This window comes from Clavibacter michiganensis (assembly GCF_016907085.1).
Taxonomy (GTDB): domain Bacteria; phylum Actinomycetota; class Actinomycetes; order Actinomycetales; family Microbacteriaceae; genus Clavibacter; species Clavibacter michiganensis_O.
The window spans coordinates 1203427-1226056 of the sequence record NZ_JAFBBJ010000001.1 but is presented as its reverse complement, the minus strand read 5'-3'; the positions used below and the strand labels follow the sequence as shown (position 1 = coordinate 1226056).

Annotated in this window: 21 protein-coding genes; 14 read left to right on the top strand and 7 right to left on the bottom strand. The window is 73.6% G+C overall.

Translation table 11 applies throughout. The features are described 5' to 3' along the window. The first annotated feature begins 7 nt into the window (after window positions 1-7). From JOE38_RS05565 to JOE38_RS05540, 6 genes are all read left to right on the top strand, one after another. Window positions 8-1591 (top strand): CYTH and CHAD domain-containing protein, encoded by a 1584-nt coding sequence (locus tag JOE38_RS05565; RefSeq protein WP_204575234.1) that lies wholly within the window; start codon window positions 8-10, stop codon window positions 1589-1591. Between the two features lie 23 nt (window positions 1592-1614). Next, a complete protein-coding gene (locus JOE38_RS05560) occupies window positions 1615-3249 on the top strand; it encodes a carboxylesterase/lipase family protein (protein ID WP_307838836.1) in 1635 nt (544 codons plus the stop codon). 118 nt (window positions 3250-3367) lie between these two features. After that, window positions 3368-4549, top strand: coding sequence for an inorganic phosphate transporter (locus tag JOE38_RS05555; RefSeq protein ID WP_204575232.1), 1182 nt, complete (start codon window positions 3368-3370; stop codon window positions 4547-4549). Continuing rightward, entirely contained in the window at window positions 4546-4797 is a 252-nt protein-coding gene (locus tag JOE38_RS05550) for a hypothetical protein (protein ID WP_012038771.1), read from the top strand. The genes JOE38_RS05555 and JOE38_RS05550 overlap by 4 nt, the downstream gene beginning before the upstream one ends. 126 nt (window positions 4798-4923) lie before the next feature. Further along, the gene (locus tag JOE38_RS05545; RefSeq protein ID WP_204575231.1) at window positions 4924-6399 is read left to right on the top strand and encodes an NCS2 family permease; all 1476 of its coding nucleotides are present in this window, start codon (window positions 4924-4926) and stop codon (window positions 6397-6399) included. 97 nt (window positions 6400-6496) lie between these two features. Continuing rightward, window positions 6497-7774 carry an Nramp family divalent metal transporter gene (locus tag JOE38_RS05540; RefSeq protein ID WP_204575230.1) on the top strand — a complete coding sequence of 426 codons (1278 nt, stop codon included), beginning with the start codon at window positions 6497-6499 and terminating at the stop codon, window positions 7772-7774. 15 nt (window positions 7775-7789) lie between these two features. On the opposite strand, the gene JOE38_RS05535 is transcribed toward JOE38_RS05540, so the two are convergent. Beyond that, entirely contained in the window at window positions 7790-8305 is a 516-nt protein-coding gene (locus JOE38_RS05535; protein WP_204575229.1) for a GtrA family protein, read from the bottom strand. A gap of 188 nt (window positions 8306-8493) precedes the next feature. Here JOE38_RS05535 and JOE38_RS05530 point away from each other — a divergent pair, with 188 nt between their 5' ends. Continuing rightward, window positions 8494-9240, top strand: coding sequence for a polyprenol monophosphomannose synthase (locus JOE38_RS05530; protein ID WP_204575228.1), 747 nt, complete (start codon window positions 8494-8496; stop codon window positions 9238-9240). Between the two features lie 15 nt (window positions 9241-9255). Here JOE38_RS05530 and JOE38_RS05525 read toward each other — a convergent pair whose 3' ends face one another. Beyond that, window positions 9256-10107, bottom strand: coding sequence for a DUF429 domain-containing protein (locus JOE38_RS05525; protein ID WP_204575227.1), 852 nt, complete (start codon window positions 10105-10107; stop codon window positions 9256-9258). 106 nt (window positions 10108-10213) lie between these two features. On the opposite strand from JOE38_RS05525, the gene JOE38_RS05520 reads away from it, so the two are divergent. After that, window positions 10214-11731: an aspartate ammonia-lyase gene (locus tag JOE38_RS05520; RefSeq protein ID WP_204575226.1), complete on the top strand. Its 1518-nt coding sequence runs from the start codon at window positions 10214-10216 to the stop codon at window positions 11729-11731. A gap of 73 nt (window positions 11732-11804) precedes the next feature. Here the strand turns inward: JOE38_RS05520 and JOE38_RS05515 are convergent, their stop codons facing one another. From JOE38_RS05515 to JOE38_RS05500, 4 genes are all read right to left on the bottom strand, one after another. Further along, the gene (locus JOE38_RS05515; protein ID WP_204575225.1) at window positions 11805-12731 is read right to left on the bottom strand and encodes an apolipoprotein A1/A4/E family protein; all 927 of its coding nucleotides are present in this window, start codon (window positions 12729-12731) and stop codon (window positions 11805-11807) included. Between the two features lie 43 nt (window positions 12732-12774). After that, window positions 12775-12912, bottom strand: coding sequence for a hypothetical protein (locus JOE38_RS05510; protein WP_204575224.1), 138 nt, complete (start codon window positions 12910-12912; stop codon window positions 12775-12777). A 28-nt stretch (window positions 12913-12940) separates the two neighbouring features. Beyond that, window positions 12941-13819 carry a fumarylacetoacetate hydrolase family protein gene (locus tag JOE38_RS05505; RefSeq protein WP_204575223.1) on the bottom strand — a complete coding sequence of 293 codons (879 nt, stop codon included), beginning with the start codon at window positions 13817-13819 and terminating at the stop codon, window positions 12941-12943. Between the two features lie 87 nt (window positions 13820-13906). Then, complete coding sequence (locus JOE38_RS05500; RefSeq protein WP_204575222.1) at window positions 13907-16414, bottom strand: ATP-dependent DNA ligase; 2508 nt, start codon at window positions 16412-16414, stop codon at window positions 13907-13909. Between the two features lie 36 nt (window positions 16415-16450). Between JOE38_RS05500 and ku the strand changes: the two genes are divergently transcribed. Together ku and JOE38_RS05490 are read left to right on the top strand one after the other, a co-directional pair. Beyond that, entirely contained in the window at window positions 16451-17452 is a 1002-nt protein-coding gene (gene ku / locus JOE38_RS05495) for a non-homologous end joining protein Ku (protein ID WP_204575221.1), read from the top strand. 110 nt (window positions 17453-17562) lie between these two features. Further along, a complete protein-coding gene (locus tag JOE38_RS05490; RefSeq protein WP_204575220.1) occupies window positions 17563-17766 on the top strand; it encodes a hypothetical protein in 204 nt (67 codons plus the stop codon). Window positions 17767-17778: 12 nt separating this feature from the next. Here JOE38_RS05490 and JOE38_RS05485 read toward each other — a convergent pair whose 3' ends face one another. Further along, a complete protein-coding gene (locus JOE38_RS05485) occupies window positions 17779-18714 on the bottom strand; it encodes a DNA-3-methyladenine glycosylase family protein (protein WP_204575219.1) in 936 nt (311 codons plus the stop codon). A gap of 58 nt (window positions 18715-18772) precedes the next feature. Here JOE38_RS05485 and JOE38_RS05480 point away from each other — a divergent pair, with 58 nt between their 5' ends. From JOE38_RS05480 to JOE38_RS05465, 4 genes are all read left to right on the top strand, one after another. After that, window positions 18773-20209, top strand: coding sequence for an FAD-binding oxidoreductase (locus JOE38_RS05480; protein ID WP_204575218.1), 1437 nt, complete (start codon window positions 18773-18775; stop codon window positions 20207-20209). Window positions 20210-20313: 104 nt separating this feature from the next. Then, window positions 20314-21519: a PrsW family intramembrane metalloprotease gene (locus tag JOE38_RS05475; protein WP_204575217.1), complete on the top strand. Its 1206-nt coding sequence runs from the start codon at window positions 20314-20316 to the stop codon at window positions 21517-21519. Between the two features lie 101 nt (window positions 21520-21620). Next, window positions 21621-21899, top strand: a complete 279-nt coding sequence (locus JOE38_RS05470) for a DUF3072 domain-containing protein (RefSeq protein WP_012038756.1) — start codon at window positions 21621-21623, stop codon at window positions 21897-21899. Window positions 21900-21986: 87 nt separating this feature from the next. Then, complete coding sequence (locus tag JOE38_RS05465; protein ID WP_204575216.1) at window positions 21987-22619, top strand: recombinase family protein; 633 nt, start codon at window positions 21987-21989, stop codon at window positions 22617-22619. The last annotated feature ends 11 nt before the right edge of the window (window positions 22620-22630 follow it).

The following is a 22630-nucleotide window of genomic DNA, read 5'->3' as shown; positions in this document are numbered from 1 at the left end:
AGGGGGGATGGTGCACACATCCTCCGTCGAGATCGAGCGCAAGTACGACGTGGCGGAGGGGATCCCCATCCCGGGCTTCGCCGGCGTCGAGGGGATCGCCGAGGCGCGGACCGCGGAGCCCGCGACGCTCGTGGCGGTCTACCTCGACACCGCCGACCACGCGCTGGCCGACCGCCGCATGATCCTCCGCCGCCGCGAGGGCGGGCACGACGCGGGCTGGCACGTGAAGCTCCCCGCCGACGGCGCCGAGGGCCGCACCGAGCTCGGCTGGCCGCTGGAGGACGGCGACGACGGCGACGGCGGGATCCCCGGACCCGTGCTCGACCAGGTCGCCGTGCACGTGCGCGGCCGGGAGCTCACGCCGCTCGCGCGCCTCGAGACCGTGCGCACGACGGTCACGCTGCACGACGCCGACGGCCGGGCGGTCGCCGAGTTCGCCGACGACCGCGTCACCGCATCCGACATCCGCGGCGGCACCGTGCGCGCCTGGCACGAGTGGGAGGTCGAGCTCCTGCCCGACGCACCCGCGAAGCGGAAGCAGCGCGCGGCGCTCCTCGACCGCATCGAGCGCCACGTCCTCGACGCCGGCGCCCGCCCCTCGGACAGCGTCTCCAAGCTCGCCCGCGCGCTCGGCGCCGACGCGCTCGGCCGGCAGGCGCCCGCGGGTCCCGCCCTGCCGGATCCCGCGACCCTCTCGAAGGAGAGCCCCGCGTCCGAGGTCGCCCGCGCGATCCTCGCCCGCGGCGTCCGCGACCTCGTCGCCGCCGACCCGCACGTGCGCGCCGACGAGCACGACGCCGTGCACCGCATGCGCGTCGCCGTCCGCCGCCTCCGCAGCGCCCTCCGCACCCACCAGGACGTGATCGATCCCGCCGCGACCGCGCCCGTCCGCGCCGAGCTCACGGCGCTCGGGGCGGTGCTCGGCGACGCCCGCGACCTGGAGGTGCTGCGCGACCGCGTCGTCTGGTCCGTGGTGGAGCACGACACGGAGACCGTGCCCGACCACGTCGGCGACGCCCTGCACGACGTCCTCGACGAGCGCCACCGCCGCGCCCGCGAGCGCGTGATCCGGGCGCTCTCGTCCGCGCGCTACGTCGCGCTGCTCGACGACCTCGACCGGCTGGTCCAGGATCCGCCGCTCACCCACGACGCGAGCGCCCCCGCGGGTCCCGCCCTGCACGCCGCCCTCCGCCGCGACGCCGAGCGCGTCGGCCGCCGCGCCGCGGTCGCGCAGGAGGCGGTCGGCGACGCCGCGCGCACCGATGCCCTGCACGAGGTCCGCAAGGCCGCCAAGCGCCTCCGCTACGCCGCGGAGGAGGTCAGCGGACGCACCGTCACGGTCCTCGGCCGGAAGACCATGCGGCTCGCGACCGCCGCCGAGGAGGTGCACGACGAGCTCGGCGAGCACCGCGACGGCCTCGCCATGCAGCGCGTCCTCCGCGAGGAGGCGAGGCGCCTCGCGGCCCGCGGCGAGGACGCCTTCGCGCTCGGCGTGCTGCACGAGGCCGAGCGGCTGCGCACCGAGTCCGCGCTCTGGCGGGCCGAGCGGGCGCTGGAGCGCCTGCTCGCGACCGCCGTCCCGGGAGCGTGAGGGCGGACCGTAAACTCGGTCGGGTGAGCCCCGACGCCGAGCACCCCACCCCGGCGTACGACCCGTCGGAGCTCGACGTCCAGGTCACGGGCGGCACCGTCCGCGGCGTGCGCGAGCGAGGCGTCGAGGCCTGGCGCGGCATCCCCTTCGCGGCCCCGCCCCGCGGCGACCTCCGGTTCCGGGCGCCGCAGCCCGTCGTCGGCTGGGAGGGCGCGCGCTTCGCGCAGCACTTCGGCAAGGTAGCCCCGCAGGTCAGCGCGGGCGCCTTCATGGGCGCGCCGCAGGGCACGCCGATGGGGGAGGACTGCCTCACCGTCAACGTCATCGCGCCGTCCGGCCTCAGCCCCGACGCCGCGCGCGTGAACCGCGAGTCGCAGCTGCGGCCCGTCATGGTCTTCATCCACGGCGGCGCCTACGTCGTCGGATCCTCGCGCGAGAACCCCGTGCAGGGCGAGGGCCTCGTGCGCCAGGGCGGCATCGTCTACGTCAGCTTCAACTACCGGCTCGGCGCCCTCGGCTACCTCGACTTCAGCCGCTACTCGACGCCGGAGCGCCCCATCGAGTCGAACCTGGGCCTGCGCGACCAGGTGCAGGCGCTCCAGTGGGTGCGCGACAACATCCGCGCGTTCGGCGGGGACCCCGACAACGTCACGGTCTTCGGCGAGTCCGCGGGCGGCAACGCCGTCACGACCCTCATGGCCGTGCCCGCGGCGCACGGGCTCTTCGCCCGGGCCATCGCGCAGAGCTCGCCGACGAACGCCGTCTACCCGGCCGAGCAGACCGCGCGCTGGGCCGAGCAGTTCGTGGGACTCCTCGAGGACCGGGCGGGCCGCGCGCCCGACGACGCCGAGGCGGTCCGGCTGCTCACGGCCGCGAGCGCGTCCACGCTCGCCGCGGCGGCGAACGAGCTCATGGTGCGCACGCCCGACCAGGAGCCCGGCACCATCACGTTCAGCCCCGTCATCGACGGCGACGTGCTGCCGGAGCGCCCGCTCGACGCCTTCAAGCACGGGCGCGCGGCCCGGGTGCCGCTCATCATCGGCACGAACGAGCGCGAGGGATCCCTGTTCACCGGCCGTCTCGACATCCTCGCGACCACGCCGCCGCGCATCGAGGCCGTGTTCGCGAAGACCGACGAGGCGCACCGCGCGGAGCTGGCGGCCCTCTATCCCGGCCTCCCGAAGCGCCGGGCCGCCCTCGACTTCGGCGGCGACTACGCCTTCTGGTTCCCGTCGATCAAGGTCGCCGAGCGTCACGCCCGCTACGCGCCCGTGCACTTCTACCGCTTCGACATCGCCCCGCGCCTCGTGCGCCTCATGGGGCTCGACGCCACGCACGGCCTGGAGCTCTTCGCGCTGTTCGACCGCATGGACTCGATGCTCGGCCGCGGCATGACCCTCCTCGGCGGCCGGCGCGCGTTCGTCGCGGCCGGGGAGCGGATGCGCATCGCCTGGCTCCGCTTCGCGCAGGACGGCAGCGTCGACGAGTCCTGGCCCGCCTACGTGGGCGGCGACGACGAGGCGCCGGGCGCCGGCCCGTCGGCCTCCGCGGCGTCGGGGGAGCGCGCGACCCTCGTCTTCGACGTGGTCGACCGCGTCGAGCACGACCCGCACGCCGACCGCCGCGTCGCGTGGCGCGACTTCGTGCCGCACATCTGACCCCTCGGGTCCGGCGCGAGATGTTCATCCGACCGACATCCGCCGGACGCCCGTTCGAGGTGGGCGTGTGCAGGCCGTTAGGATCGTCGACTGTGACATCCGCTCGAGGGATCCGGTAGTGGATCTCACCCTCATCGTCGTCCTGGTCATCGCCCTGGCGCTGTTCTTCGACTTCACCAACGGCTTCCACGACACGGCGAACGCGATGGCCACCCCCATCGCGACAGGTGCGCTGAAGCCGCGGGTGGCCGTCGCCATCGCCGCGGTCCTCAACCTCGTGGGCGCGTTCCTCAGCACCGAGGTCGCGAAGACCGTCTCCGGCGGCATCATCCGCGAGGGCGACGGCGGCGTGCAGATCACGCCGACCATGATCTTCGCCGGGCTCATGGGCGCCATCGTCTGGAACCTCGTCACCTGGCTCCGCGGGCTCCCGTCGAGCTCCAGCCACGCGCTGTTCGGCGGCCTCATCGGCGCGGCCGTCGTGGGCGCGGGCCTCGGCTCGGTCGACTTCGGCGTCGTGCTGTCGAAGGTGATCCTCCCGGCGCTGCTCGCCCCCGCGATCGCCGGCCTCATCGCGTACACGACCACCAAGCTCGCCTACTCGATCACGCGCCGCTCGAGCGGCCCGAACGAGCGCGGCGGCTTCCGCTACGGCCAGATATTCACGTCGTCGCTCGTGGCCCTCGCGCACGGCACGAACGACGCGCAGAAGACCATGGGCATCATCACGCTCACGCTCATCGCGGGCGGCTTCCAGGCGGCGGGCTCCGGCCCCGAGTTCTGGGTCATCGCGGTGTGCGCGGTCGCCATCGCGCTCGGCACGTACATGGGCGGCTGGCGCATCATCCGCACGATGGGATCCGGCCTCACCGAGGTCAAGCCCGCGCAGGGCTTCAGCGCCGAGGCCTCCACCGCGGCCACCATCCTCGCGTCCAGCCACCTCGGCTTCGCGCTCTCGACCACGCAGGTCGCCTCCGGATCCGTCATCGGCTCGGGCCTCGGCCGCCGCGGCGCGTCCGTGCGCTGGAACACGGTCGGCAAGATCGCGCTCGGCTGGTTGCTGACGCTGCCGTCGGCCGCCATCGTGGGCGCGATCGCCGCGTTCGTGGCGAGCACCGGCACGGTCGGCTTCGTCATCGACGCGGTCGTCGGCGTCGCCGTCATCATCTGGATCTTCTGGCGCTCGCGCCGGAACGCGGTCGACGCCCGCAACGCCATCGTCGAGGTGGACGCCGCCGGATTCGCGGTGCGCGGACGCAAGGCCACCAAGGCCGCCCGGAAGGCCAGGGAGGCCGCATGATCGACTGGAGCGCGTTCCTCGTCGTCGCCGTGGCGGCCCTCGTGGGCGCCGTCGCGGTGGTGTGCCTCTTCTCGCTCGGCGTGCGGCTGCTGGCCGTCGGCACCGAGTACGACGACGAGGGCGACAAGGTCTCGGTGACGGGCATCCGCCCGCAGGCCGCGACGGTGGGCGGCTACGTCTGCTTCGCCCTGAGCGGCCTCGCCGTGCTCTACGGCGTGTACCTCATCGTCCCGGCCCTGCACTCCTGACCCGGGTGCGCCGCTGCCCGGGCTGGTCCCGGCGGCGCGCCCGCCCCTAGGCTCGATCCCGTCCCGACAAGGTCGTCGGCTCCTCCCCTCCCCGTCGTCCGACCCGACCCCTCGCGGAAGAAGCCCATGACCGAAGCGCGCACGTCGTCCCCTGCCCCCGAGACCCGCGAAGGGCGCGGCGCGCTCGACCGGTTCTTCGAGATCACGAAGCGCGGCTCGACCTACGCGCGCGAGATCCGCGGCGGCGTCCTCACCTTCGTGACGATGGCGTACATCGTCGTGCTCAACCCGCTGATCCTCGGCGGCTTCAGCGCGGATGCCGCGACGCTCGACGTCGAGGGCAACTGGCTGCGGGCCACGCAGGTGGGCGCCGCGACGGCCCTCACCGCGGGCGTCATGACGATCCTGTTCGGCCTCGTGGCGCGCCTCCCGTTCGCGTTCGCGGCGGGCCTCGGCATCAACTCCTTCCTCGCGGTCAGCGTGGTCGGCGAGGTCACGTGGCCCGAGGCGATGGGCCTCGTGGTCATCAACGGCCTCGTGATCGTGCTGCTCGCCACCACGGGCCTCCGCACCCTGATCTTCCGGGCCGTCCCGCGGGAGCTCAAGACCGCCATCACGGTGGGCATCGGCCTCTTCATCGCGTTCATCGGCTTCGTCGACTCCGGCTTCGTCCGCGGCACGGGCGTGCCCGCGTCGCCGCTCGCGCTCGGGATCGACGGCTCCATCGCGTCGCTGCCGACCGTCGTCTTCATCCTCGGCCTCGTGATCATGGGCGTGCTCATGGCCCGCCGCGTGCCGGGCGCGCTCCTCATCGGCATCGTCGCGACGACGCTCATCGCCATCGTCGTGGAGCAGGTCTTCCACATCGGCCCGTCGAACACCTCCGGCGCGACCGGCTGGAACCTCAACGCGCCCGTGCTGCCCGGCGCCCCCGTCGCGCTGCCCGACCTCGGCCTCGTCGGCGCGTTCGACTTCGGCGCGTTCGGCCGCATCGGGATCATCTCGAGCCTCATGCTCGTCTTCACGCTCGTGTTCACGAACTTCTTCGACGCCATGGGCACCATGACGGGCCTCGCCAAGGCGGCCGACCTCTCGGACGAGCGCGGTGACTTCCCCCGCCTCAAGGGCGCGCTGGTCGTCGAGGGCTTCGGCGCGGTCGCCGGCGGCGCCACCTCGAGCTCGTCGAACACGGTCTTCATCGAGTCGGCATCCGGCATCGGCGAGGGCGCCCGCACGGGCCTCGCGTCGATGGTCACGGGCGTGCTGTTCCTCCTGGCCATGTTCTTCACGCCGCTCACGCAGGTCGTGCCGCTCGAGGTCGCGGCCGCCGCGCTGGTGATCGTCGGCACGCTCATGGCGTCGCAGATCCGCGACATCGTGTGGACCGACTTCTCGGTCGCGCTGCCCGTGTTCCTCACCGTGCTCGTCATGCCGCTCACGTACTCGATCGCCAACGGCATCGGCGTCGGGTTCCTCTCCTGGGTGCTCGTGCGCTCGTTCTCGGGCCGCGTGCGCGAGGTCTCGCCGCTGCTCTGGGTCGTCTCCGCAGGCTTCCTGATCTTCTTCGCGCGCGGGCCCATCGAGCAGCTGCTGGGCGTCTGATCCCTTTGGCGTCGCGCGACCCTCGGCGGTCGCGCGACGCCCAGCCGTGCGTAAGGTGGGACGGGACCCCCTTTCGACGACGCACGGGAGCCCGCTCATGACCGACCTCGACACGCGCGGCGACGTCCGCGAACCCCAAGAGTCCGCGAAGCGGTGGCGCATCGTCGGGCCCGGCCTCGTCGTCGCGGCGACCGGCATCGGCGCGGGCGACCTCGTCGCGACCCTGGTGGCCGGATCCCGCTTCGGCTACGCCCTGCTCTGGGCCGCGGTCCTCGGCGTGATCATCAAGATCTTCCTCGTGGAGGGCGCCGGCCGGTACTCGCTCGCGACGGGCAAGACGATCTTCGAGGGCTGGCGCACCGTCGGCCGCTGGACCACCTGGTACTTCGGGCCGTACATCCTCGTCTGGGGCCTCGTCTACGGCGCCGCCGCGATGAGCTCCTCGGCCCTGCCGCTCGCGGCGCTCTTCCCGGGCGTGGACCTCAAGGTGTTCGCCATCGCGTGCGGCCTCGTGGGCGCGGTCGTCGTCTGGTTCGGCCGCTACTCCGCGTTCGAGAAGATCATCGCGGTGTTCGTCGGCCTGATGTTCGTGACCGTCGTGGGCGCCGCGATCGTCACCGTGCCGAACGTCCCCGCGCTCCTCACGGGCCTCGTGCCCACGATCCCCGAGGGCGGCCTCGTCGTCGCGCTCAGCATCGCGGGCGGCGTCGGCGGCACCATCACGCTCGCGGCGTACGGCTACTGGCTGCGCGAGAAGGGCTGGGTGGCGCCGGGCTGGATGAAGGTCATGCGCATCGACAACTCCGTCGCCTACGTGATGAGCGGCGTCTTCGTCCTCTCGATGCTCGTGGTCGGCGCGGAGCTCCTCTACTCCGCCGACATCGCGCTGGCCGACGGCGAGGGCGGGCTCGTGCAGCTCGCCGACGTGCTGGGGGAGCGCTACGGCGCCTTCATGACGTGGTTCTTCCTGCTCGGCTTCTTCGCCACGTCGTTCTCGTCGATCCTCGGCGTCTGGAACGGCGTCTCGCTCATGTTCGCCGACTTCCTCGGCACCGTCCGCGGGCTCGACGTCGAGGACCCGCGCCGTCGCCTCGGCGGCAGCTACTACCGCGCGTTCATCCTCTGGCTCACGATCCCGCCCATCGGCCTGCTGTTCCTCGACCAGCCGATCGGGCTGATCATCGCGTACGGCGTGCTGGGCGCCCTGTTCATGCCGTTCCTCGCGATCACCCTGCTCGTGCTGCTCAACACCGACCGCACGCCGCGCGCGTGGCGGAACCGGCCGCTCAGCAACACGGTCATGGGCCTCTCGGCGCTGCTGTTCGTGGTGCTCGGCGTGCAGCAGCTCGCCACGGAGGTCGGGAAGCTGCTGTAGCCGCGCGCCCCCGGCTCAGTCGGCGGACGCGGCCTGGCGCACGGCGGGGGAGCCGGCGTCGTCGGTCGCGTCCTCGCCGACGGGCGCCGGCGCGCGGAACACCACGAGCCGGTACAGCGTGAAGTTCCACACGAGGCCGATGAGCACCGCGGTGGCCTTCGCGATGTTGATCTCGAGGAACTCCTGCTCCGCGCTCGTGCCGAACATCAGCAGCGAGCGACCGAAGGTCGTGTCGAAGCCGCGCTCGAAGAGCCAGATGACGCCGCTCTGCAGCAGCAGCGAGCTGAAGCCCGTGACCGCGAAGAACTTGAGGAACCGGCCGATCGTCACGGGCTCGCCGTGCCGGAAGACGAAGAAGTGGTTGAGGAAGTAGGAGATGGTGATGCCGACCGTGACCGAGATGAGGTTCGCGGCGAGCACGGGCATGTGCGCCGCGAGGATCAGCGCGTTGAGCAGCACGAAGTCGAGGCCCGTGTTGAGGAGGCCGGCGATGAGGAAGCGGACGCGGCGGTCGCCGAGGAGTGCGGTCATGCTGATCCTCCCGGTCGGTCGCCGGTCGGTTCGGCGGTGCGCGCGGCGTCTGGGGGCCGGGCCACCCGAAGTGTAACAAGGAGATAACGGCCGACCGCCGTCCCGCGCGGTCGGATCGGCGGTCGCTGGCTAGACTCGACGAGGCCCGGATCCGGGTCATCCCCCGATTCGGAGACGGAACCACCAGCTTGAGCAGTCTCACGATCGTGATCCCCACCTACGAGGAGGCGCGCAACGTCGGGGAGCTGCTGCCCCGCCTCGCGGCCATGGCGGGAGAGAACCCCGACTTCCGGATCACGGCCATGATCGTCGACGACTCCTCGCCCGACGGCACCGCCGACCTCGCCCGGTCGCTCGCGCCGAGCGTCGAGAGCGACACCTTCCGCGTCCGCGTCGAGACGCGCGCGGAGAAGGCCGGCCTCGGCGCCGCGTACATCTGGGCCTTCGAGAAGCTGCTCGGGTCCGACGAGCCGCCCACGCACATCCTGCAGATGGACGCCGACCTCTCGCACGACCCCTCCTACATCACGGAGATGCTGCGCCGGGTGCGCGGCGGGGCCGACCTCGTGGTCGCCTCGCGCTACATCCGCGGCGGGGCCACGCCCGACTGGAACCTCAAGCGCCGGTTCCTGAGCGTCGGCGGCAACCTCTACACGCGCCTCTTCCTCGGCTCGCGCATCACCGACTACACGGGCGGCTTCAACCTCTACGAGACCGGGCTGCTGCGCCGGATCACGCCGTCCACCATCACGACCACGGGCTACGGCTTCCAGATCGAGATGAAGCAGCGCGCGCTGAAGCAGGCGAAGCGGCCCACCGAGGTGGCGATCGTGTTCATGGACCGCACCGAGGGCGAGTCGAAGATCCCGAGCGACACGCTCGTGAAGAACCTGCTCCTCGTGCTCCAGCTGCGCTTCGGGCTGCGCCGGGGCTGACCCGCCGGGTCGTCCTCAGCCCTCGGGCGCGAACAGCGGATCGCCGGGCGCGCGCTGGTGCGGCCGGGCCGGCGCGATGATCGTGCCGCGCCGCCCGCGCTCGTCGACCACCGGATCCGCCTGGCCCAGCACCTGCGAGCGCGCGCGCCCGTGCCTCGCCCAGTACGCGGCGGTCCAGGCGCAGATGAGGCCGTCGAGCAGGTCCTCGAGGTGCTTGTGCTGCCGCTCCACGAGCGCCGGGCCGTCGGCGACGAGCGCCGCCGCGCGCGGGTGCGTCGTGACGTCGAGCGGGGGATCCGCGTGCGCCAGCCCGGCGACCGCCTCGAGCACCACGCGGAACTCGGCCGCGCGATGCGGCCGGCGCTCCGCCGTCGCGAGCAGCGGCGCGAGGCGCTTGTAGCGCGGCTTCCCGCCCGTGAACCCGAGCTCGGGCGCGCCGACGAGCGTCGTGTACGGGTAGCACTCGAGCATCGTGCGGGCGTCCGCGTCGCGCGCGGCACCGGATCCGTCGTCGTACTCCCAGCCCGCGTCCTCCAGCCTCCGCCGGAGCGCGACGGCGCCCTGCGCGGGCAGGCCCTGGTTCGACGGGTACGCGGAGATCCCGAGGCGCCCGTATCGGGACGCGACCTCCTTCTCGGCGAGCCGGCTGCCCGTGGCGTTGGCGACGACGAGCGGTCCGTCGACCGCGGCGACCGCGCCGGGGCCCTCCCAGCGGTCCACCCAGGCGACCACCTCGTCGATCCCGCGGGCCGTCGAGAGGTCCAGCACGCGGCCGGACGCGTCGATGCACGCGAGCCCCGTCTCGCGCGCCGGGCGGGCCGCCGTGCCCTCCGCCCAGGCGAGGTCGATCCCGAGGAAGCGGCGCATCCGACGAGCCTATCCGCGGCCCCGCGCGGCCTCGGCGGGCCGCGACCCCGCTAGTAGGGTCGAGGGATCCTCATGCCACGAGCGACGAGACGATGGAGCCTGCACCGTGACCCCTGTCAGCCCGAACGACGACCGCATCCCGACCCCGGACGGCCACCCCGTCCGGACCGAGACCGACAGCCTGGGGAGCATGGACGTCCCCGCCGACGCGTACTGGGGGATCCACACGGCGCGCGCGCTCGAGAACTTCCCCATCAGCCTGCGGCCCTTGAGCGTCTACCCGGAGTTCGTGGTCGCGCTCGCGCAGGTGAAGCAGGCCGCGGCGCGCGCCAACGTGCAGATCGGCGTGCTCGACGCGCGGAAGGCGAAGCAGATCGACGAGGTCTGCACCGAGATCATCGCGGGGCACCTGCACGACCAGTTCGTGGTCGGCGTGATCCAGGGCGGCGCCGGCACGAGCACCAACATGAACACCAACGAGGTCATCGCGAACCGCGCCCTCGAGCGGGCCGGCCACGCGCTCGGCGACTACCAGCACATGCACCCGCTCGACGACGTGAACCGCAGCCAGTCGACGAACGACACGTACCCGACCGCGCTCAAGGTCGCCCTCATCCACTCGCTGCTGCAGACGCTCGACGAGCTCGACCTGCTGCGTCGCGCGTTCCTCGCGAAGGGCGCGCAGTTCTCGCAGGTGCTCAAGGTGGGGCGCACGCAGCTGCAGGACGCCGTGCCGATGACGCTCGGCCAGGAGTTCCACGGCTTCGCCACCACGCTGGAGGAGGACCACGCGCGGCTCGGCGAGCTCGTGCCGCTGCTGTCGGAGATCAACCTCGGCGCGACGGCGATCGGCACGGGCATCACGGCGGATCCGAACTACGCGGCCGCCGTGCGCGGGCACCTCAGCGCCATCACCGGCTACACGCTCGTGACCGCGAGCGACCTCATCGAGGCGACGAGCGACGCGGGCGTGTTCATGACCCTGTCCTCGACGCTCAAGCGCGGTGCCATCAAGCTCTCGAAGATCTGCAACGACCTGCGGCTGCTGTCGTCGGGTCCGCAGGCGGGGCTGGGCGAGATCAACCTGCCGCCGCGCCAGGCCGGGTCGAGCATCATGCCCGGCAAGGTCAACCCGGTGATCCCCGAGGTCGTCAACCAGGTCGCGTTCTCCATCGCGGGCGCCGACGTGACGGTGACCATGGCGGCCGAGGGCGGGCAGCTGCAGCTCAACGCGTTCGAGCCGGTCATCGCGCACTCGCTGCTGCAGTCGCTGAGCTGGTTGCGGAACGCGGCGAAGACGCTGCGCGTGAACTGCATCGACGGGATCACGGCCAACACCGAGCGGCTCGCGGCGCAGGTGGAGTCGTCGGTGGGCGTCGTCACGGCGCTCACGCCGTACATCGGTTACGCCGCGTCCTCCAGCCTCGCGAAGACGGCGCTCATGACGAGCGCGTCGATCCCGGACCTCGTCGTCGAGGCGGGGCTCATGACGCGGACGCAGGTGGAGAAGATCCTGGCGCCCGACCGGCTCTCGGGGCTGGAGCCCGTGACGGCGGCCATGTCCGTGATCACGCCGGAGATGCTCGCGGCCCACGCGGCCGAGGAGGGCGGGCAGACCGACTGACCCCATCCCGGACGACGACAGCGCGCCGCGGCCCGAGGGCTGCGGCGCGCTGTCTCGTGCGGGGTGGTGCGGGTCAGGAGTCCTGATCGGCGGACGTGCGGGCCGGCGTGGTGCCGGCCGCGTCATCGGCGGGGGCGGCGTGGGCCGGCTCCTCGCGGTGCACGGATCCGGCGATGTCGCCCGGCGTGGGGACGTGCGCGGCGTCGGTGGGCTTCGGGGTCGTCTTCGGCTTCGGCGCGGCCTTCTTCGCGGCGGCCTTCGGCTTGGCGGGTGCGGCGGCCGGGGCGGGCGTCGCCGCGGCAGGCTGCTCGTCCGCGTCCGCGTCCGCGTCGGCGGCCTCGGTCGGGATCGCGACCGGGCCCGTCTCGTCCTCGTCGTCGAACGACGCGAGCGCCTCGTCGCGCGCCTCGGCCGCGGTGAAGACGGCGCGGCGGCCGGCCTCCTCGCCGCGCTCGCGCAGGTCCTCGGCCGTGGCCTGGACGCGCGTGCGCGCCTCCTCGGCGGTCTCGACGACGCGGCCGCGCACGTCCTCCGCGGTCTCGGCGACGCGCTGGCCGACCTCGGTGGCCTGCTGGCCGACGCGGTCGACGACGTGCTTGGTCTGGTCGGCCGTGCGGGTGCCGAGGTCCTTGGCGGTGTCGCCGACCCGGCCCGCGATGTCCTGCGTGGTGCTGCCGACGCGGCCGGCGACGTCCTGCGTGGTGGTGCCGATGCGCTCGCCCACGGTGTGCGCGGTGCGGCCGACCGCGACCGCGGCGCCCTGGACGGCGTGGCCGACGAAGTCCGCGACCTCGCGGGCGGTCTCGACCGTGCGCTCGACGACGACGGGGCCCTTCTCGTCGAGCACGGCCTGCGCCTGGCGGACGCCGCGCTGCACGGGCTCGCTCGACCAGACGGAGCGCGAGGTGCGGGCGATCCCCTCGTAGCGCTTGCGCCCGGCGCGCGCGCCGAGGACGTATCCGGTGCCGATGCCGGCGAGGAAGAGGAGACGGTTGATCATGCGTCGAGCCTAGACGCGGCGGTCGGGGATCGGCCGGGAGCGGCTACGCGTCGTCCTCGCCCTGACGTCCGGTCGCGTCGTGCAGCTCGTCCGTCTCGGGATCCACGGCGTCCGGCGCCGAGACGTCGGCGTCCTCCGGGATCGAGTGGTCGTGGATCGGGTCCTGCGGCTGGTCGGTCATGCGATCGACCCTACGCGCGGCTCGCCCCTCAGAGGATGCGCGTGTGCGTCGTGAGCGAGCCGATGCCCTCGACGGAGACCGTGACCGTGCTGCCGTCCTTGAGGAAGATCTGCGGGTCGCGCGAGTATCCGGCGCCGCTCGTCGTGCCCGTGGAGATGAGCGTGCCCGGCTGAAGCGTGGACGACGTGGAGAGGTAGGAGACGAGGCGCGCGACCGTGCGGACCATGCCGCTCGTGCGGCCGTCCTGCACCGTCTCGCCGTCGAGCACCGTCGTGATGCGGAGGTCCTGCGGATCCGGCACCTCGTCGCGCGTGACGACGACGGGACCCGTGGGGGAGAAGCCGTCGAAGCTCTTGCAGCGGCTCCACTGCTGCTCCGAGAACTGGAGGTTGCGGGCCGTGATGTCGTTGACGACCGTGTAGCCGAAGACGTGGTCGAGGGCGTCGGCCTCCGAGACGTCGCGGGCGGCCGTGCCGATGACCACGCCGAGCTCGACCTCGTAGTCGACCTCCTCGCTGAGCGAGCGCGGCCAGCTCGTGGTGCCCTCGTGGCCGGAGAGCGAGTTGGGCCAGAGCGCGAAGACCGTGGGGGCGGAGGCGCTCGTGATGTTGAGCTCCTCGGCGTGCGCGGAGTAGTTGAGGCCCACCGCGTAGACGGCGGGCGGGCGGAGGATCGCGGAGGCGTGCGTGAGGCCGTCCACCGGCGTGGTGCTGGTGCGGCTCGCGACGGCGCGCTCGACGGTGGCGCGGACGCGGGCCATCTCGTCGTCGCCGCGCTCGATGAGGTCCTGGAGGTCGCGCGGGGAGTCGTCGAGCACCTCGTCGAGGAAGAGCGCCTCGCCCTCGGAGACGATCGCGGCCAGTCGGGGGGTCACGCCGTCGTCGGCGAGGAGGTGGGCGAACTTCATGCCACGAGCGTATCGGGCGGGCGCGGTCGCCCGTGGTTGCGGTCATAACGTGCATGGGAAGGTCCGCCTCACCTGCGGGCGCGCCGGTCAGTCCTCGCGGACGACGTCGTCCGGCGACTTGTCGTGCCGCCAGCCGCGCCACGATGCCTGGCGGAGGCGGCCCGTCGAGGTCCACTCGGCGAACTCGACCTCGCCGACGAGGCGGGGCGTGATCCAGTGCGCGTCGTGGGCGTCGGCCGTCGGCACGTCCGCGAACGGGCTCGTCTTCCGCGCGAGCGGGCCGAAGCGGCGGAGCGCGTCGGCGAGGTCGCGCTCGGTGAAGCCCGTGCCGACGCGGCCCGCGTACTCGAGGCCGTCGGGGCCGGGGACGCCGACGAGCAGCGAGCCGATGCCGGAGGACCGGCTGCCGGATCCGGGGCGCCAGCCGCCGACCACCACCTCCTGCGCGCGGTGGTGCTTGATCTTGATCCAGGCGCTCGACCGGCGGCCTGACTCGTAGGGCGCGTCGACGCGCTTGGCGACGACGCCCTCGAGGCCGAGCTCGCGGCTGGTGGCGAGCGCCCCGTCGAGGTCGCCGTCGAAGGCGGGCGGGACCTGGATCCGGCCGCGGCCCGGCGACCGCACGGCGTCGAAGAGGGCGGCGCGGCGCTCCCGGTACGGCTCCTCGACGAGCACGCGGTCGCCGATCGCGAGCGCGTCGAAGAGCATGAGGTGCACGGGCGCGGCCTTCCGGGCGCGGGCGATGTCCTTGTCTCCCGAGAGGCCGAGGCGCGTCTGCAGGAGGCCGAAGTCGGGGCGGCCGCCGTCGCCGAGCACCACGATCTCGCCGTCGAGCACCGCGGCATCGACGGCGAGCTGGTCGGGCAGCTCGGCGAGCTCGGGGAAGGCGGGCGTGAGGTCGACGCCGTTGCGGCTCGTGATGGTCGCCCGGCCGTCCGCGACGACGGCGATGGCGCGGTAGCCGTCCCACTTCATCTCGACCGCCCACTCCTCGTCGGGGTCGAGCCCGGTGCCGGTCGCGGCCGTCGCGAGCATGGGCGCGGGGGCGGATGCGGCGCCGCCCTTCCGTCGCGCGCCGACGCGCGTGCGCTCGCCCGCCTTCTCGAGCGCGGCGGGGCGGGACGGCTTCGCGTGCGCCGTCGCGGGGGCGTCCGCCGGCTCCATCAGGTGGATCAGCCAGTTCGCGTCGGCTTTCCCGTGCCCGCCGGTGTGGATCAGCGCGTACCGCCGCGGCCCGTCGATGCCGGTGCCCGTGCCCCGGCCGGTCAGCGTCGCGATGACCTCCTTCCCGTCGCGCCACTTCTCCAGCTCGAAGGTGCCCGCGTCCCAGATGGTGACCTCGCCGCCCCCGTACTCGCCCGCGGGGATCGTGCCCTCGAAGGATCCGTACTCGAGCGGGTGGTCCTCGGTCTGCACCGCGAGGTGGTTCGTGCCGTGCTCGGTGGGCACGCCCTTGGGGAGGGCCCAGCTCACCAGCACGCCGTCGTGCTCCAGCCGGAAGTCCCAGTGCAGCGCGCGGGCGTGGTGCTCCTGGATCACGAAGGAGCGGCCCTCGGACGGCGCGGGCGCGTCGGCGGGGACGGGCTCGCTCGTCTTGGCGGCGTCGCGCTTGGAGCGGTAGGTCGCGAGGCGGTCGTCGGCGGCGTCCGGGTCCTTCCGCGCGAAGCCGGCGAGCCGCTCGCGCGTCGGCTCCAGGCTCTCGCGGTGGCCCTCCTCGACGGGGGCGAGCGGATCATGGCGCTTCCGCATCCGCGCGATCACCTCGTCCAGCTCCAGGTGCCGCAGCGTCGGCGACGCGAGCTCGCGCCAGGTGCGCGGCACCGCGACCGTGGGCCGGGAGCGCCCGCGCAGCGAGTACGGCGCGACGGTCGTCTTGGCGGGGTTGTTCTGGCTCCAGTCCACGAGCACCTTGCCCTGCCGCAGCGCCTTCCTCATGTCGCTCACGACGAGGTCCGGGTGGTCGGCCTCCAGCGCGCGGGCCAGCTCGTGCGCGACCTCGGAGATCGCGTCCGCGTCATGGCTGCCGTCGAGGGCGGCGTAGAGGTGGATGCCCTTGGATCCGCTCGTCACCGGGTAGGGCTCGAGGCCCATGTCGCGGAGGATCGCGCGCGCCGCCTTCGCGACCTCGACGCACTCGGGGAGACCGGCGCCCGGGCCCGGGTCGAGGTCGAGCACGAGCCGGTCGGGCCGCCGCTCGTCGCCCGTGCGGCCGAACCGCCACTGCGGCACGTGCAGCTCGAGCGCGGCGATCTGCCCGAGCCAGGTGAGCGTCGCGACGTCGCCCACGAGCGGGTAGTCGTTCGCGTGGTCGCGGTGCTGGATCGCCCGCCGCTGCACCCACTCGGGCGTGTGCGCGTCGAGGTCCTTCTGGAAGAACATCGTCCCCGGCTCGGCGTCGGTGCCGACGCCGTCGACCCAGCGCTTGCGGGTCACGGGCCGGTCGCGGAGGTGCGGCAGCATGTGCGGCGCGATGGCGGCGTAGTAGGCGATGACGTCGCCCTTGGTCGTGCCGGTCGCCGGGTACAGCACCTTGTCGAGGTTCGTGAGCGCGATCCGGTGCCCGTCGACCTCCACCTGCTGCTTCGCGCCCGCCATCGCTCCAGCATGGCCCCGCGGGTGTTCACTCGACCCATGAGAGCCATCTGGAAGGGCGCCGTCACCTTCGGCCTCGTCAACGTGCCCGTGAAGGTCTACAGCGCGACGCAGGACCACGACGTGCCGCTGCACCAGGTGCACGACGCGGACGGCGGGCGGATCCGGTACCAGCGCCGCTGCGAGGTGTGCGGCAAGGTCGTCGACTACGCCCACATCGACAAGGCCTTCGACGACGGCGACCGCACGGTCGTGATCACCGAGGAGGACCTCTCGTCCCTGCCGGAGGAGAAGAGCCGGGAGATCGACGTCGTCGAGTTCGTGCCGAGCGACCAGATCGACCCCGTGATGCTCGACCGCAGCTACTTCCTCGAGCCCGACTCCTCGAGCCCCAAGTCGTACGCGCTCCTGCGCCGCACGCTGCAGGAGACGGACCGCACGGCGATCGTGCACGTGACCCTCCGCCAGCGCACCCGGCTCGCGGCCCTGCGCGTGCGCGGCGACGTGCTCATGCTGCAGACCCTGCTCTGGGACGACGAGGTGCGCGAGGCCGACTTCCCGTCGCTCGACGCCGCGCCCCAGGTGTCGCCGCGGGAGCTGAAGATGTCGGCGCAGCTCGTGGAGGGGTTCGCGGAGGACTTCGACCCGTCGAAGTTCGGCGACGAGTACCAGGAGCAGCTGAAGACCCTCATCGACGCGAAGCTCGCGCAGGGCGACTCGCTCGACACCGACGCGACCTTCGGGGAGTCCGATGACGACGAGGGCGAGGGCGGCGAGGTGCTCGACCTCATGGACGCGTTGAAGCGGAGCATCGAGCGGAGCCGGGGCGGGGGATCCTCGGCGAAGAAGACGACGGCGCGGAAGAAGTCACCCGCGAAGGGGACCGCTGCCAAGGGGTCCGCTGCGAAGAAGCCCGCGGCGAAGAAGTCCGGCGCGAAGAAGCCCGCGGCGAAGAAGCCCGCCGCGAAGAAGTCCGGCGCTGGGAAGCCGACGGTCGCGAAGTCCGAGCCGAAGAGGTCCGCCGAGAGGAAGAGCGCGTAGCCCTGGCACCCCGCGGGCGTCCGCGTGATCCGGGGCCGGCCGGCCACCGGCGCGCCTACGCTGGGATGGACCGCGGCCGCACCCGCGGCGACGACGCCACGAGGAGCCCCATGACCCGCGCGAAGAACGCATCCCGCACGATCCTCATCATCGTCCTCGGCGCCCTGGTCGCGTCGCTCGGCGCGCTCGCCGCGGGTCTGGCGGCGCAGGGGGCGCCCCCGCTCGCGCTCGGGAGCATCATCGGGATCGCCCTGGTGCTCCTCGTGGTCATCGGGGGACTGGGTGCGTCGGGCCGCCGTCGGCGGACGCGCTGACGGATCAGGGGATCAGCCCGCGGCCGGCATCCCGTCGGTCATCACGCGCCAGAGGTGCAGGGTCGCGTACGAGCGCCACGGCGACCACGCGGCGGCGCGCGCATCGAGGGCGCGCGCCTCGTCCGGGAGGCCGAGCGCGGCGGCCCCGCGGCGGACGATGAGGTCGCCGGAGAGCAGGATGTCCGGCTCGCCGAGCGCGCGCATCGCGACGTAGTCGGCGGTCCAGGGGCCGACGCCGTGGAACGCGACGAGCGCGGCCCGGAGCTCCGTGCGCGGCATGCCGGGCTCGATCACGAGCTCGCCGGTCTCGAGCGCCTCGGCGATGCGGATCAGGGTCGCCGTGCGCCGGGCCGGGCCGCGCAAGAGCTCGGCGCCGTCGCGGGCGATGCGCGCGGCGGTCGGCGGCAGGCGCGTGACGGATCCGTGCGTCACCGACGCGGGCAGGTCCTCGCCGAGGTCGGCCGTCATGCGGCCGTGGGTGGCGCGCGCGCTGGCGACGGAGATCTGCTGGCCGACGATGGTGCGGAAGAGGGTGCTCCGCGGATCCAGCGTGCCGGGAATCCGGAGGCCGGGGGTGGCGCGCACGACGGCGGCGAGCGCGGGGTCGCGGGCGAGGTCCGCGTCGATGCGCGCCGCGTCCACGTCGAGGCCGAGCAGGCGGCGCGTGCCGGCGAGGAGCTCGGCGGAATCGGCGCCGTGCTCGACGCGGGTGGTGACCTCGATGCTCGCGTCCGCCTCGTCGCCCGGCTCGCGGTCGACGAGCCGCACGGTCACTGTCCCCGCGCCGTGCGCGAGCCGGGCGGACTGCGTGAACGACGCCGCGTCGCCCTCCTCGGCGCCCGTCACCGCGTGCCAGGAGAGGAAGCGGATCACGCCGCCGCCGTCGAAGGGACCGGGGACCTCGAGCACGGTGCGGGCGACGTGCGCGGCGGCGCCGGGGGAGTCCATGCGACCAGCCTGCCCGACGCCCCCGACCACGACGGGCGCGCGACCTAGGGTGGATCGCATGATCGACGACGAGGTCCACACCCCCTCCGCCGACGCGGGCTCGGACGCGGGGGCCGACGCCGTCCGCGCCGAGCTCGTCCGGGCCCTCGGCGACGTCGTCGACACCGACCCGGCCTCCCTCGAGGACGCGCGCTCCGACCGCTCCGGCTACCGCAGCCCCGCCGACCCGATCGCCGTCGTGCGCGCGACCGAGGTGGATCATGTCGTCACGACCCTCCGCATCGCGAGCGCCACCGGCACGCCCGTCGTCACGCGCGGCGCCGGCACGGGCCTCGCGGGCGGCGCCACGGCGACCGCGGGCGAGATCGTGCTCTCGGTGCGCGGCATGGACCGGATCCTCGAGGTCAGCGAGGCCGACGAGCTCGCGGTGGTGGAGCCCGGCGTCCTCAACGACGACCTCAACGCCCGGCTCGCCCCGCTCGGCCTCTGGTACTCGCCGGATCCCGCGAGCAAGGCCATCTCCACCATCGGCGGCAACATCGCCACCAACGCGGGCGGCCTCCTGTGCGCCAAGTACGGCGTGACCCGCGAGGCCGTCCTCGCGCTCACGGTCGTGCTCGCGGACGGCCGCGTGATCGACACGGGCCACCGCACGGTCAAGGGCGTCACGGGCTACGACCTCACCGCGCTGATGATCGGCTCGGAGGGCACGCTCGGCGTCATCGTGCGGGCGACCGTGCGCCTCCGCCCGCTGCCGACCGCGACGCCGTCGACGGTCGCCGCCTTCTTCCCCGACTCCACCTCGGCGGCGGCCGCGTCGTCCGCGATCACGGCCGCGCGCATCCGGCCCGCCGCCATGGAGCTGCTCGACGCGGACGCGCTGGAGGCCATCGACGCGTTCCTCGGCACCGACCACTCCACGCGCGGATCCGCCCACCTGCTCGTGCGCTGCGACGGACCCGACGCCGCCGACGAGGCCGCGCGCGTGGTCGAGGTCGTCGCGGCGGGCGGCGGCACCGCGGACGTGACCGACGACGCCGACGAGGGCGAGCGCCTCCTCGCCATCCGCCGCGCCTTCCACCCCGCGCTCGCCGCCCGCGGCCGCGTGCTCATCGAGGACGTGGCTGTGCCGCGCTCGCGCCTCGCCGACATGCTCGCGCGGATCCGGGAGATCGAGCGCGAGACGGGCCTCCGGATCCCGACGGTCGCGCACGCGGGCGACGGCAACCTGCACCCGAACTTCTGCATCCCGGAGGACCCGACCACGCCCGACGGCGACGCGACCGGCATCCCCGACGACGTCTGGCGCGCGGCCGACCTCCTCTTCCGCGCGGCCGTCGACCTCGGCGGCACGCTCACGGGCGAGCACGGCGTGGGCCTCCTCAAGCGGCGCTGGCTCGCCGACGAGCTGGGCGACGACGTCATGGGGCTGGCCGCCGGGATCCGTCGCGTCTTCGACCCGCAGGGCATCCTCAACCCCGGCAAGGCGGCCTGAACGGCCCGCGTCGCGCCCCTCGTGTCCGCGTGCGACGCCGCCCCCGACGGCCGCCGACCCCGCCAGTAGGCTGGCGACGCCGATCCGCCGAAGAGAGGGCCGTCGTGACCGACCCGTCCGTCCCCGTGACCGTCCACCGTCCCTCGCCGACCTCCCCGCCGCCGTCCATGGAGCTGCCGACGGCGCACGCGCCCTCGCGCATCACCGCGTCGGCCGTGCTCGGCGTCGTGGGCGTCGCCGTCCTGCTGCTCGTCGGCCTCGTCGTCGCCGCGTACCTCGTGCTCAGCCTCGGGGTCCAGGCCGTCGCGATCTGCGCGCTCCTCGCCCTCATCCCGCTCGCCGGCGTGCTCCTCGCCATCCGCTGGGTCGACCGGTGGGAGCCCGAGCCCCGGCTGGCCCTGCTGTTCGCGCTGCTGTGGGGCGCGGCCGCGTCGGTGGCCATCGCGCTCCTCTTCGACCTCGTCGCGCAGTACGCGCGCCTCGCGATCGGCGTGCCCACGCGCTACACGGAGTTCCTGCAGCTGGCGGTCCAGGCGCCCGTCGTCGAGGAGTCCGCGAAGGCGATCGGGCTGCTCCTCATCTTCTGGGTCGCGCGCCGCCACTTCGACGGGCCGGTGGACGGCGTCGTCTACGGCGCCACCATCGCGGCCGGCTTCGCCTTCACGGAGAACATCGTCTACTTCGGCGGCCCGCTCGTCTCCGGCACGACGGGCACGCTCGTCGGCACGTTCGTGCTCCGCGGCCTCTTCTCGCCGTTCGCGCACGTGACCTTCACCATGATCACCGGCATCGCGATCGGCTACGGCGCGCGCCGCGGACCGGGTGCCGCCCTCGGCTTCGGCGCGATCGGCCTGGTCGGCGCCATCGTGCTGCATGCCCTCTGGAACACGGGCGTCACCATCACGGGCGACTTCCTCTCCTTCTACGTGCTGCTGCAGGTGCCGATCTTCGCGTTCCTCGTGACCGTGGTGATCCTGCTGCGCCGCTACGAGATCCACCTCACGCGCCGCCGCCTCCGCGAGTACGCCGCCGTCGGCTGGTTCACGCCCGCCGAGGTCGAGATGCTGAGCACGTGGCAGGGGCGTCGTCGGGCCCGGCTCTGGGCGCGCACGCGCGGCGGCGAGGCGGGCCGGGCGATGGGGCTGTTCACGCGGGACGCCACCCGGCTCGCGTTCGCCCGCCAGCGGATGCTCTCGGAGCGCCCCGCCGCGTCCGGCCGATCCGAGGCCGGCCACCTCGACGACGAGCGGCGCCTGCTGCGCGCCGTCACCGAGCACCGCGAGGCGCTGCTGCGCGGCGCCCGGGGCTGACGATCCGGGGCTAGCCGCCCGGCGTCGCGGGCGACCCCGGCACCCGTCCGGTGTCGCCCGTCGCGAGTAGCGTCGGAGGCACCACACGAGGAGGCACCACCATGAGCGATGCGAACCAGGACACCACAGGCGGCGACGAGAAGGAGATGCTCGGCTCCTCCACCCCCACGCCGCCGCAGAGCGCCGAGAAGGACCCGAGCACGTGGGTCACGGGCGACGAGCCGATGACGGGCGCGCAGCGCAGCTACCTCGACTCGCTCGCCACGCAGGCCGGCGAGGAGATCCCCGCCGACCTCAACAAGGCGGAGGCGAGCGAGCAGATCGAGCGCCTGCAGGAGAAGAAGGACACGGCGTCGCCGCAGTCCGACGACGCGAGCTGATCGACGCATGGACGGGACGGACGGGCGCCTGATCGGCGCCCGTCCGTCGTCGCGTGGCGCGGGGGCGCACGCAGGGAGGGAGGGCGCATGACCACGCTGGTGGGCTACGTCCGCGTCGCGCGCTCCGAGGAGCCGTACCAGGACCAGGTCGACGCCCTCGACCAGGCCGGCTGCGAGCGCATCTTCGTCGACGTCGCCGGCGGGCGCCGGGCCCCGCGCCCCGGCCTGCAGGACGCGCTCGACTACCTCCGCGAGAACGACGAGCTGCTCGTCGTGAGCCTCGACCGGCTGGGGCCGGGCGCCGCCGACGTCGTGCGGATCCTCAACGGGCTCGAGGCCCGCGGCATCGCCTTCCGGGCCATCCGCGACGGGCTGGAGGCCGGCACCGCGGCCGGCCGCGGGCTGTTCGCGGCCACGCTCGCGCTCGCCACGGTGGAGGCCACGACGGAGGCCGAGCGGCACCGCCGGCGGTCCGCCGATCGGGCCGCGCGGGCCGCGTCGGATGCCGCCCCCGAGGTCGGCGCCGCGACGCCCGCCGCGCCCGCCCTCCCGTCGCTGCCGAAGGGCATCACCCGTCGGAAGCTGCAGATCGCGGTCGAGGAGCGCTCGAAGGGCCGCGACACCGCGGAGATCGCGCGCGTGCTCGACGTGAGCGAGCGCGTCGTCACGCGCGCGCTCGCGTGGGCCGAGTCGGGGCGCCAGGGCGGCATGCTGCGCTGATCTTGACGCGC